The organism is Methylophilus sp. QUAN, from assembly GCF_015354445.1.
Lineage (GTDB): Bacteria > Pseudomonadota > Gammaproteobacteria > Burkholderiales > Methylophilaceae > Methylophilus.
Genome location: NZ_JADKYT010000001.1, coordinates 427,782 through 439,904, shown reverse-complemented (window position 1 = coordinate 439,904; position 12,123 = coordinate 427,782). Strand labels below are relative to the sequence as shown.

The 12,123-nt window shown below is 51.9% G+C and carries 12 protein-coding genes; 3 read left to right on the top strand and 9 right to left on the bottom strand.

Annotated elements, in window-relative coordinates; genetic code table 11:
• Positions 1–2: 2 nt before the first annotated feature.
• Positions 3–1,484, bottom strand: coding sequence for a leucyl aminopeptidase (locus INP79_RS02015; protein ID WP_194752738.1), 1,482 nt, complete (start codon positions 1,482–1,484; stop codon positions 3–5).
• Positions 1,485–1,572: 88 nt separating this feature from the next.
• Here INP79_RS02015 and lptF point away from each other — a divergent pair, with 88 nt between their 5' ends.
• Positions 1,573–2,682, top strand: coding sequence for an LPS export ABC transporter permease LptF (gene lptF, locus INP79_RS02010; protein ID WP_194752737.1), 1,110 nt, complete (start codon positions 1,573–1,575; stop codon positions 2,680–2,682).
• Positions 2,679–3,773, top strand: a complete 1,095-nt coding sequence (lptG, locus tag INP79_RS02005) for an LPS export ABC transporter permease LptG (protein WP_194752736.1) — start codon at positions 2,679–2,681, stop codon at positions 3,771–3,773. The genes lptF and lptG overlap by 4 nt, the downstream gene beginning before the upstream one ends.
• Before the next feature lie 9 nt (positions 3,774–3,782).
• Here the strand turns inward: lptG and INP79_RS02000 are convergent, their stop codons facing one another.
• Genes INP79_RS02000 through INP79_RS01990 form a run of 3 tightly spaced genes read right to left on the bottom strand, consistent with a single transcriptional unit; the run spans position 3,783 to position 5,279 of the window.
• Entirely contained in the window at positions 3,783–4,190 is a 408-nt protein-coding gene (locus tag INP79_RS02000; RefSeq protein ID WP_194752735.1) for an RDD family protein, read from the bottom strand.
• Between the two features lie 58 nt (positions 4,191–4,248).
• The gene (gene fae, locus INP79_RS01995) at positions 4,249–4,791 is read right to left on the bottom strand and encodes a formaldehyde-activating enzyme (RefSeq protein ID WP_194740303.1); all 543 of its coding nucleotides are present in this window, start codon (positions 4,789–4,791) and stop codon (positions 4,249–4,251) included.
• A 47-nt stretch (positions 4,792–4,838) separates the two neighbouring features.
• Positions 4,839–5,279: a GNAT family N-acetyltransferase gene (locus tag INP79_RS01990; protein WP_194752734.1), complete on the bottom strand. Its 441-nt coding sequence runs from the start codon at positions 5,277–5,279 to the stop codon at positions 4,839–4,841.
• 101 nt (positions 5,280–5,380) lie between these two features.
• Here INP79_RS01990 and INP79_RS01985 point away from each other — a divergent pair, with 101 nt between their 5' ends.
• Complete coding sequence (locus INP79_RS01985) at positions 5,381–5,761, top strand: DoxX family protein (protein ID WP_194752733.1); 381 nt, start codon at positions 5,381–5,383, stop codon at positions 5,759–5,761.
• 62 nt (positions 5,762–5,823) lie between these two features.
• Here the strand turns inward: INP79_RS01985 and INP79_RS01980 are convergent, their stop codons facing one another.
• The 5 genes from INP79_RS01980 to htpX form a co-directional block, all read right to left on the bottom strand.
• On the bottom strand, positions 5,824–7,086 hold the full coding sequence (locus INP79_RS01980; protein ID WP_194752732.1) for a sigma-54 dependent transcriptional regulator: 1,263 nt from the start codon (positions 7,084–7,086) through the stop codon (positions 5,824–5,826).
• A 9-nt stretch (positions 7,087–7,095) separates the two neighbouring features.
• Entirely contained in the window at positions 7,096–9,258 is a 2,163-nt protein-coding gene (locus tag INP79_RS01975; RefSeq protein WP_194752731.1) for an ATP-binding protein, read from the bottom strand.
• A 4-nt stretch (positions 9,259–9,262) separates the two neighbouring features.
• Positions 9,263–9,838 carry a DUF4390 domain-containing protein gene (locus tag INP79_RS01970; RefSeq protein ID WP_194752730.1) on the bottom strand — a complete coding sequence of 192 codons (576 nt, stop codon included), beginning with the start codon at positions 9,836–9,838 and terminating at the stop codon, positions 9,263–9,265.
• Complete coding sequence (rsmB, locus tag INP79_RS01965) at positions 9,816–11,105, bottom strand: 16S rRNA (cytosine(967)-C(5))-methyltransferase RsmB (RefSeq protein WP_194752729.1); 1,290 nt, start codon at positions 11,103–11,105, stop codon at positions 9,816–9,818. The genes INP79_RS01970 and rsmB overlap by 23 nt, the downstream gene beginning before the upstream one ends.
• A gap of 115 nt (positions 11,106–11,220) precedes the next feature.
• On the bottom strand, positions 11,221–12,093 hold the full coding sequence (gene htpX, locus INP79_RS01960; RefSeq protein WP_194752728.1) for a zinc metalloprotease HtpX: 873 nt from the start codon (positions 12,091–12,093) through the stop codon (positions 11,221–11,223).
• Between the last annotated feature and the right edge of the window lie 30 nt (positions 12,094–12,123).

Here is a 12,123-nt window from a genome sequence, read left to right as displayed (position 1 = left end):
CGTTATTTGGCTGCCTGGTCCAGCAAATACGTCACCAGCAATGGTACCGGACGGCCCGTGCCGCCTTTTTCCTTGCCAGATTTCCAGGCCGTGCCCGCGATATCCAGATGCGCCCAGTCATACTTTTTGGCAAAGCGTGATAAGAAACAAGCCGCGGTAATACTGCCTGCGGCACGGCCACCAATGTTGGCAATATCGGCAAAGTTGCTGTCCAGTTGGCCCTGATAATCGTCCCACAACGGCATTTGCCAGGCACGGTCATTGGCTTGCTCGCCAGCCGCCAGCAAGGCCTTGGCCAAAGTATCATTATTGGCAAACAGGCCACTGACATGATGCCCTAACGCAATGACGCAAGCACCGGTCAACGTGGCAATATCAATCACTGCCGCTGGCTCAAAACGCTCTGCGTAAGTCAGCGCATCACACAAAATCAAACGGCCTTCTGCATCAGTATTCAACACTTCAATGGTTTGGCCAGACATACTGGTCAACACATCACCTGGTTTAGTCGCGCGGCCACTCGGCATGTTTTCACAGGTTGGGATCAAGCCCACCACATTCAGCGGCAACTTCAGCTCACCCAATGCCTTGAATACGCCTAATACTGAGGCAGCACCGCACATGTCATATTTCATTTCATCCATGTCGGCGCCCGGTTTGAGCGAAATGCCACCGGTATCAAACGTAATGCCCTTGCCCACCAACACCACAGGTTTTTGGGATTTTTTGCCATGCAGATGCTGCAATACAATAAAGCGTGGAGGCTCTTCGCTGCCACGCGTCACGCCTAAAAAAGAGCCCATATTGAGCTTCTCAATCGCGGCCTGCTCCAGCACCTCGACCTTGAAGCCGTATTCTTTGGCCAATTTCTCAGCTTGCTTGCCCAGATAGCTAGGTGTGCAAATGTTCGGCGGCAAATTGCCCAAGTCTTTGGCCAAGGCCACGCCCTGCCCTACACTGCTACCCTGGCTAACGCCCTCAGTCGCAGCCGCCTGATCGGTTTTTTCCGCCAGCACTATCACTTGCTTGAGCGGATGCGGTTCAACAGATTTCTCTTTCACCGCATTCACTTTATAAGTAGCGTCCAGCGCCACTTCAGCCAAGGCAGCCGCTTTTTGCTGCACCGTTGTTTTTTTGATACTCAGGCTAGCAAAATCTGTCGCCACATTCTCCACGCCAGCCGGCAGTGCTTTCACCGCAGCGCGGAAGCTGTTACGCAAGCTTTTCAGGCTTGCATCGTCCGCCTTACCCAAGCCGACCAGCATCACTCTCGGCGTCACCACACCAGCCAGTTGGCGCAATACCAGGGTGCTTCCAGTTTTACCTTCCATATCGCCAGATTTCAGCGCGGCCGAAATGGCTTTTTCGCTCACCGTATCCAGCGATTTAGCTAAATCCGTCAGTTTCCGGCCTTCATAAATGCCGACCAGTAAACAATCCGTACGCAATTTTTCCGGGGCAGCGTTTTTTATGCTAAATTCCATCTTTATCCTTTGTGATTCCATGCAATTTGCCTGAGTGATGGTTGTATTATCTAGTGTTTTATGCTGATTTCAAAGCGGTGCATTTAAATTGAAAATATTCAAACGTGCATTGTCTGCAGAGCTGATGTCCTCAGCGTCTGCCATTTTCCTGATTATCCTGGGTATTGTCGTGGCGCAACGCGCCGGTAACATCGTGCGCCAAGTTTCCAGAGGGATTCTCCCTAACGACGCCATCGGCACTATCCTGACCTTCAGTCTGGTCCAGTTCATGCCCATGATGCTGTCCCTTGCCATTTTCCTGGCCGCACTGCTGACCCTGACCCGCTGGCACCGTGACTCTGAAATGGTCATCTGGATGAACGCAGGGCTGAGTTTGCGCCAATGGGTACTACCAATTTTGCGTTTTATTGCCCCTCTGGTACTGATCATCAGCGTGTTCAGCTTGGGGATTGTCCCCTGGGCCAACGATAAAGCAGACAGTTATCGTGCACAGCTCAAAAAGCGGGACGAGTTATCTTCGATCAGTCCAGGCAGCTTCAAAGAGTCCAACAATGGCGAGCGCATCTATTTTATCGAGAGCTTCGATAAACTGGGCTATGAGGTCAAAAACATCTTTGTGCAATCCAAGCAAAATGGCAAGACCGGCATTATCACGGCCAATAGTGGCAGTCGCTATAAAGCCCCCAATGGGGATAATTTTTTGCGTATGGAGCACGGCAGACGTTATGAAATCACGCCCAATACGCTAGAGGTAATGACCACCGAATTCGAGCGCTACGACATCCGTGTAGAAACCAAGGAAACCGCACCGTCATCCAGCACAGCGCAAACCAGGTCCACCCAATCGCTGATTAGCGGCGCAACCGCGGCTGACCATGCAGAACTGCACTGGCGGCTGGCGATGCCCATTTCGACCATCATTATGGTATTGCTTGCCATTCCACTGAGTTTTGTCGACCCACGCGCCGGACGCTCACTGAATATCATGTTTGCCATCCTGATATTCATCATCTACAACAATATGTTGAGCATCTTCCAAGCTTGGATCACCCAGGGGAAAATCTCCGTCCTGATCGGATTGTGGCCTGTGCACTTTAGCTTCGCATTGCTTGGCTGGTATCTATACTACCGCCGCAAGCATCTCAAACCACTCATTCCTGACTGGTTTAAACGCCGGGCAAAGCGTGTAAAAACATGACGCTGACTATCCTCAACCGCTATTTCTGGAAAGAAATCAGCTTCAACATCATGCTGGTGTTGCTGGGCTTGCTCGCCATGTTTTCTTTCTTTGACCTGCTGCAAGAGCTGGACAGCCTGGGACGCGGACACTACGGCATCAACAGCATGCTGATTTATGTTGGCCTGAGTATTCCCGGACACATTTATGAAGTTGCGCCCGTGGCTGTACTCTTAGGTATTGTTTACACCTTGGGCGCCATGGCCTCAAGCTCTGAGTTGATTGTGATGCGCACCAGCGGCATTTCACTGCAAACCATCGCAAAAATGCTGTTAAGTATTGGTTTGGTATTCGCACTGGTGACGTTTTTGATCGGTGAAATCATTGCGCCTATCAGTGAAAAAATGGCGCAACGCATCCGCATCCAGGCCACAGACTCAGTGGTCGCACAGGACTTCCAGTCAGGCTTGTGGATCAAGGATGGCAGTAGTTTTGTCAATGTCGCTACCGTCATGCCGGATAGCAGCCTGGTGGATATTCGTATTTATGATTTTGACGCACAATTCCGCTTGCGCAATATCAGCCATGCCGACAAAGGTTATTTTGAAGATGACCACTGGATATTGTCCAATGTGACACAAACCAAAATGCACACCAGCAAATCAGCGCAGAACAACTCCGTCACCTCGCAATTCTTCAAGCAGACCAAATGGGAGTCGCTAATCCGGCCAGAGCTACTCAATGTACTGCTGGTGTTGCCGGAAAAAATGTCCGCCTGGAATCTGTACAGCTTTATCCAGTATCTGCACCAGAATGGCCAGAGAAGCACCCGTTACCAGGTCGCGCTGTGGTCCAAACTGGTCTATCCATTGGCCTGCCTGGTGATGGTGATGCTGGCACTGCCGTTTGGCTTTTTACAACAACGTGCAGGGGGCATCAGTGCCAAAATCTTTGCCGGGATTTTCCTGGGCGTGGTCTACCAGATCATGAACCGCGTGTTTGTGCATCTGGGCGTACTCAACGACTGGTCTCCACTGGTCAGCGCCATCAGTCCGACGCTACTCTTTTTAGCGGCTGGACTTGGCATGCTTTACTACGTCGAGCGACGCTAATCTAAACGCCTACACCGGCGGCAAGGCAATGATGCGCGAGCCTAACAGGCGGTCATGCAAGAACTGTTGCTCGCGATCCAGCAATGCCCACCACAAGGTCAACCCGGCAGGCAATAGCAGCATGCTGGCCAACACATAACGCATCATCGCTTGCTGCCGGTCGAGCAACTGCCCATGCTGGCCAACCACCTTTAACTGCCAGGTCTGACTGGCCAGGGTTTGCCCGGTCACCACCCAGCAACGCACAAAATAAGCCCCTATCACCAGCCACAACAAGGCCTGTAAACCCAGTCTTTTCCAGCCATGACTGGCATCGCCGATGATCATGATGTACGCAGCAGTCAGTGCCAGCGCCAACGCCAGCAGCAATAGCGCTTCATACACAACCGCCAGATAGCGTTTAATTAAATGCTTCATGTTTTAAGTCCACATAACAAAAACCCCGCAATTGCGGGGTTAGGCAGAAACAGCAGGATTACTTCTGATCCCAGCTATCTTCCCACATACAGTGTCTGATTTTGTGACGGTTAGCAATCAGTTCATCAATGCTAGGCTCGTCGTTCAAGGCACGTTTCAATGCCAGCTTGATCGCTTCGTAGTTGTTTTTGTACAGGTCAGCCTTGTCCAGGTTCGCTTCTTTAGCACAGCCCGGGTCAACCCACAGCAATGCCACGATACACAGATCGTTCACCAGCTCTTTAGGAATGATACCCTCGATCACGGCATCGGTAATGCCATCAGCCACACCTGCTTGCACCACGCCACCGAACAATTCAATGTTCAGTGAATCTTTCAATGTCACTTTTGGCACCATCATGGTCGCTGGGCGTACCATCTGGTTGATATCACGTACGGCAAACATAGCTGTGTGGCCTTTGGTCTGCGCCATCATGTTGGCAAATGCAGCGCCCACTGGGCCATCTACAGAACCGATCAAGATTTCCGGCATCGCGGCGGTAACATCTTTACCTTCAGAAAACACGGTTGCTTCACCGGCTTTAAATACGATTTTTGACATGAGAATTCCTTTTATGTCTGCAAGTTGGAGAAAAACGGAAACCGCAATTATACCAGTTCAAGTTGCATATCTATATGTAATATATCGGCATCACTGTAAGGCTCACTGCATACCTCAAAGCCCACTTGCTGATAAAAACCAACTGCATGCATTTGCGCCGACAGCCGCGCATGACTGACATCCAACTGCTGGCAAACTTGTATGGCCTGCAACAACAATGCCTCTCCAACCCCGCGCCCGCGCCACTCTGCGAGCACCGCCATGCGGCCAATATGCCCGTCAGGCAACACTCTGGCGCATGCCAGGGATTGATCATCCCGGCATGCCAGCAGATGAATGGCTGTTTCATCTGCCGCATCCCATTCCAGATCCACCGGCACGTGTTGCTCTTCTATGAATACACGCTGCCGGATCATGCGGCACTCCGCCCATAAGGGATGATGCCTATCCAGGTGATGGATACTGAGCTGAATACGTTGCACGGCCATCGCCCCTCCGGATCAAATATCGCCATTGTACCTGTATTGCAATTGTAGTTAGCCGCAGGCATCATACGTCCTTTATTAAAAACAGGATTTGAGGAAAAGCTATGTGTCGTTTTCAAACCGCAGCGGCCAGGATTTTGCTGGGGCTGGTGTTTTTTGGGGTCGTAATTTTAAAACTGATGGCGATTTTGAATACGCCTGATGGTTACCTGCAATATCAGATGACCCTGGGCCAGTTTGGGCTGCCAGCGGTGTTTGCCCCGTTGCTGATCCTGGTTCAATTTGTGTTTGGCCTGCTATTGATCATCGGCTTTAAAACCCGCTTGTCAGCCCGTGTACTGGGCGTACTGGCAGCCTTTATGGCCGTGATCCTGGCCCAGGCTTCACTGGACGCGTTCTTCGCTTACATGGGCATCGCCGGTGGCATGTGGCTACTGAGCATTTACCCTGACACGGCTTGCAGCCTAGATAACCGCAAAAAATAAGCAATCATCACCAATAAAAAAGCCGGGACAATCCCGGCTTTTTTATTGACAGCAATCTCAAGTTAACCTTTGATCTTGATACCCAGTTGCTTGAGCTTACGGTACAAGTGCGTGCGCTCCAGGCCAGAAATCTCAGACAAACGGCTCATATTATTTTTCACCAGACGCATGTGGTACTGAAAGTAAAAACGCTCAAACTCATCGCGCGCTTCACGCAAGGGCTGGTCGAGGTTGAGCGGCATATGCTGCTCAGCTGACTCGGTGGCCTGGCCCTGAAAGTTGGCCAACACGCGCTGCACATCCGCTTGCGTAATCACATCGGCCAGACTGGTCATCAGCAGGTTTTGCACCACAGACTCGAGCTCATCCAGATCCCCCGGCCAGTCGGCATTGCGCAAGGCATTCAGCGCCGCCACATCAAACGACTTATAGTCGATCTTGCTGGCCTCCACCATCAAGGTCGCCATGGCACTCACCAGATCAGGAATATCTTCCTTGTGCTCATCCAGGCACGGCACTTTCACCGCAGCACCAGCCAGCGTTTGCAATAAAGACTGCTCCAGCATGGCTTTTTCAATCAGTTGGGGCAACCCATGCTCACTGGCACAAATCACGCGCACGCCATATTTCTCCGATTTATTAATCAAGAGGCTCAGGCCTTTTTGCTCTGTCTTGCCCAGCTTGGTGACTTCATCCACAAACACCACGCCCTCACGTGCCTGCTCCAGGATTTCCATAGGCGCTGTGACTAACTTTTCATACTCGGTGAGTGCCACCCAGGGCGTATTGTGCGGACGTAGGAATTTGGCGCATAAAGGCACGCTGCCGCCTTTTTTGCCAATCAGGAACAAGGTATTTTTATGGCGTGCCAATTGCTCCAGACGCTGTTTGAGCTCCTGGATCACCGCGCTTTTGCCAAAGCTGGAGAGGTTGATTTCAGTATGCGCGAGGTGCTCAGTGTGTTTAATCGCCGCACCCACGGTTTTGAGCAACTTTTGCAACGCGATGGGCTTCTCGAGAAAATCGAATGCGCCGAGGCGTGTCGCCTCTACAGCCGTATCAATCGTGCCATGGCCGGACATCATAATGACCGGCATGGTCAGCAATCCGGCATTGGCCCACTCCTTAAGCAGGCTGATCCCGTCGCAATCCGGCATCCAGATGTCCAGCAAGACCAGATCCGGGCGTAGCTTGAGACGTTCGTCCCTCGCAACCTGTGCGTTCTCCGCCAAGCGCACGACATGCCCTTCATCCCGCAAGATGTCGCTCAACAACTCCCTGATGCCTATTTCGTCATCGACCACCAAAATATTACGTGAAGCCATGGTACTTCCTTACACGATGCGCTCAACGCGCCGACGCTGTTGTTGTTTATCTACCGGCAAGCTGATGGTGACGCTGGCGCCCCCTTGTGGCAGATTGTCTATGCGAATCTGTCCACGCTGCTCTTCTATCATTTTTTTCACAATGGCTAATCCTAACCCTGTCCCGTGAGACTTGGTGGTGACATAGGGCTCGAACACCCTGGCCATCACATCGGTCGGAAAACCACTGCCGTTATCGGTCACGGTTAATTTTATACGCTCGCCATCATAATCGGTCAAGATAACAATGTGCGGCTCACTCACTTGTGTCAGGGCATCCTGGGCATTTTGCAGCAAGTTATGCAAAATTTGCCGCATCATGGTTGCATCGGCATGTATCTCTGGCAATTGCTCATGCAGCGTTAATACCAGCTTGACTGCCGAGGCGTTATACAGGCGGCTGACATCACGAATTAAAGCATTTAAATCCAGCTTTACCAACTGCACGGCCGGGGTTCTGGCGTATTCACTAAACTCGTTGACCATGTTCTTCATGGCCTGCACCTGGTTCACAATGGTATCCGTCGACTTGAATAACATCTCGGCATCTTTGCTATCCAGTTTGTCCTGCAACTTAAGTTGCAAGCGTTCGGCCGAAAGCTGTATCGGCGTCAACGGGTTTTTAATCTCGTGCGCCAAACGCCTGGCCACTTCCGCCCAGGCTGCATCACGCTGCGCTTGCGCCATGGCGGTCACATCATCAAACACCACCACCAGGCCGTGCCCTGCACCTTCCGGCAAGCGCGTCACCCGTAACATCAGTATCTGCGTACCATGCACGCCCTCAATTTCAATTTGGCTGGTCAGGTGCCGCTCATGATGGTCAAACTGCAAGGTATCTTCGTAGTGCTGCATCACCAGCTCGGTGAACGGGCTGAGATACCTGTTTTCAGCAGCCACCTCGGTAAAAATCTTGTTTTTAAAGCCGACTAGCGAAATCCCCAGAATATTGGTGGCCGCCAGGTTATATACACGCAACTCTGCACGCTCATTAATGGTCATCACGCCCGAGCTTAAATGCGACAGAATCGCTTCCAGGTAAGCACGCGCAGACTCCACATGCTGACGGCTTTGCTCAGAGGCATTTTTCGCCTCCTGCAACTGGCGCGTCATACTGTTAAATGACTTCACCAGCACACTGAGTTCATCTTTACCAAACGAAGGTAGTTGCTGCGAATAATCACCACTGGCAATCAGGCGCGTGCCTTCTGCCAGCACGGTGAGGGGTTGTGCCATGCGGCGGCTCAGCGCAAACGCAATGGTCAATGCGCCTAACATCGACAACAACAGAATCATGGTCAGCGTCAGCATGAAAATGTCTTTCAATGACTGACGGCTATAAGACAGCGTTTGATACTCGCGATAGACGTCCTGTACCGACTCAGCCGTATTCGACAGCGCTTTGGGCACCGGCTGCATCAATTGCAAAATACGTAGTTCACCCGTAATGCCCAGAGGCTCCACAGGGGTGAGCACACGCATATATAGGCCCTTGCCTGGAATCGGCTCGATCTTTCCGTAAACACCACTCCTGGCCTGGCGCAACTGCGGCACCGACGGCAATTCAGGCAAAAAGCTGCTGGGGTCAGAACTACTCACGGCTAAAATAGCACCTTGCGCACTGAGCAAGGCCGCATCCTGAATGCCTGCTTTTTCGCGTAAATCGTTGATCTGGCTGTAATGAGAACGCGCAGGCTGCAGAGACAGCGACACCGCCATGCTTTGCGCCTTCTCCTTCACATCCCCCAGCATAATATCCAGTGCCCGCTGGCCCAAATTCAAGCCGCCATCCAGCGCAGACTCCACCTTGACGTTAAACCAGGACTCAATCGAGCGCGAGAGGAAATTCACCGATACCAGGTAAACAATCATGCCGGGGATGAGCGCCATCAGCGCAAACGTGACCAGTAACCTGAAATTGAGTTTACTGCCAACCTGTTTGGCTTTGGTGGTGCGGTAGAGATGGCGCAACTGGTAAGCAATCACACCCAACAAGAGCAAGGCCAGGCCAGCATTGATATAGAGCAATACCAGATAGTAATCACCACTGATGGCAGTATTGGCGCTGGCGAGCGACAGCAGGTAAAGCAGGGCTGCTGCCAGCGCAATAGACAAAATCAGGACATAACGCATAAGGCTAGCGCTGGGTTTCCTTCACCCACCAGCTAAAGGTAGGCGTGACCAGTTCCCAGTCACTTTCCCCGAGAGCATCTAGTTGCAGGGCTTTGGGCAGTTTGCTGGTATCCAGGTGCATTTTGAGCGCGGCCTGGTAAGGCTGGTTTTTTTCAAGCGTGGCATGCGGCACCAGCCGCCAATCGTGAATAGAGCCCAATTCGCGCCTGGCTTCACCCAGGCTATCGAACACTTTTTGTTGTTGCGGATAATTGAGCAGGTATTGCTTGGTGAGTGCATGGTAATTGAGGGTCACGGCGCGGCGCTCAGTCACCACCTCATCATCAAACCAGTATTTGAGCGGTTTAATAATTTGAAATTCATATAAAAAAGTCAGCGCGACCCCCTTACTCAGTGCCTCTTCCAACGCGCGGCCGAACTGGATATCAATGTCAGCATCCAGTGTCCATATTTCATCCCGCAGCACCAACTCCGCACTGCGGATATGCGCGTGATTGCCGCCAGCAAATACCATCCAGCTAGTCAGGCTCAACAGCAGCCCTATCCATAACCAGCGATTAATGTTTTTGCAAAAGTGCATAAAACAATCCGTCATGCTCAGCCGCAGGCAGCAACTGCCCGCCTATCTGATGCTGACAAGGTAATATCGACACATCAAAAGCGACCGGCAACCTTGTCGCATCCGCGTGCGTGGTTAAAAATTGCTGAATTTGCATTTCGTTTTCTTGTTGGAATATCGAGCATGTCACGTAGAGCAATTTACCGCCTTTTGCCAGCATTTGCCACAAATTCGATAAAATTTCCTGCTGTGTACGGGCAAATGTTGCCAGATCCTGAGGTCTACGCAACCACTTCATATCCACATGGCGGCGCACAATGCCCGAGGCACTACAAGGCACATCTGCCAGGATACGGTCAAATAGCTGGTCATCAAACCAGTCTGACTGGGCAGCATCCCCTGTGATCACCTTGGCTTGCAGCCCCAATCTCTGCAGGTTTTCGTGTACACGCCGCAAACGTTCGGCCTCTACATCCAGCGACAGTAATTCCACATCACTGGTTTCCAGCACGTGGCAAGTCTTGCCACCTGGTGCACTGCAGGCATCCAGCACACGCATGCCAGGCTGCAAATCCAGTAAAGGCGCGGCCCATTGCGCACCGGCATCCTGCACACTGACCCAGCCCTCTTCAAAATAAGGCAGCTTGCTCACTGGCAAGGGCTGCTGTAACTGAATGGCCGTACCGCCCAAATGGCTAGCGGCGATGCCCACAGACTGCAACAACTGCAGATAAGTCGCCGCATCTGTCTTGCGCACATTTACACGCAAGGTCATGGGCGGATGGCTATTACCTACTTGAAGAATCGCCTGCCAATCCTGCGGGTATTGCTGCTTAAGGGTATCTATCCACCATTGTGGATAGTTAAATTGCACTTCTTCGCGCTGGGCGACCTGAGATTGCAAATCCGTGCGCTGACGCAAAAAGTTGCGCAGCACGGCGTTGACCAGGCCTTTGGCCCAACGTTGCCCGGTTTTACCGGCCGCTTCTACCGCCTGGTTGACCACAGTGAAGTCATCATCTGTGCTATGCAACAGCTGTGACAATGCCACCAGCAATAAAGCATGCACACGTTCATCCGTGACCGGCTTGGGCGTCAACGCTTGCAGGTAAGCCGCGGCTTCCGCATAAAAACGTAACGTCAGGTAGCTGTAATCCTGCGCAGCGGCCTGTTGTTGCGGCGTGGCTGCTTTGACCTTGCGCAAGGCCTTGGGCATGGAAACAGTCAGGTTATGTCCGGCCAATACTTCGGCCACCGCATGTGCGGCAATGAGCTGGGCAACTTGCAACGATAATCTCTGGGCAAAAAAAGCTATTCTACTTGATGCGTCTCAATTAGGCAGTGAAAAACGCGCACAATAAAAAAGGCTTTCCTCAGAAAGCCTTTTTTAATCATCACACTGGTTAATATTGATTGGCTAACGCCAGCAAGCGGCGAATACGTTCTTCCGTTTGCGGGTGAGTGCTAAATAAGCCCTTGAGGTCTGCGCCAGATAATGGGTTGATAATCATCATCTGCCCGGTTTCAGGATGCTGCTCAGCTGTCATGTTAGGAATCTGGTGCGCGTAATTATGGATTTTCTCCAAAGCCGCAGCCAGGGCTTTTGGATCGCGACTAATGTCAGCGCCCATACGATCGGCCTCATATTCACGTGAACGTGAAATCGCCATCTGGATCAGCGAAGCCGCCAAAGGCGCCAGCACCATGATCAGGATACCAATCATGGGGTTAGGTCTGTCTTCACCATCACGATGGCCACCACCAAACATCAGGCCAAATTGTGCAATCGATGAAATCGCACCAGCCACGGTGGCTGAAATAGTCGAAATCAGGGTATCGCGGTTTTTTACGTGCGCCAGTTCATGCGCCATCACACCACGCAACTCGCGCTCACTCAAAATCTGCATGATGCCGGTCGTCGCGGCTACCGCAGCATGTTCTGGGTTACGGCCGGTGGCAAACGCATTCGGCTGGCTTTCGTTCATCACAAACACGCGCGGCATCGGCAACTCGGCGCGCTCAGCCAACTCTTTGACCATGTTGTAATAGTTGCGGAACTGGCCGTTGCCAAAATTATTGTCGGCATTAATCTCAACCGCACCATACATCTTCAGCACGGCCTGGTCACTGAACCAATAGGCATAAAAGTTCATGCCGCCTGCCAGCAACAAGGCCATCAACATACCACCCTGGCCACCCAATGCCCCGCCGACTGCCACAAACAGGGCCGTAATCGCCGCCATCAGCACAAAGGTTTTGGTCCAGTTACCTAACATACTTACTCCTTGAATACATTCAACACTGCC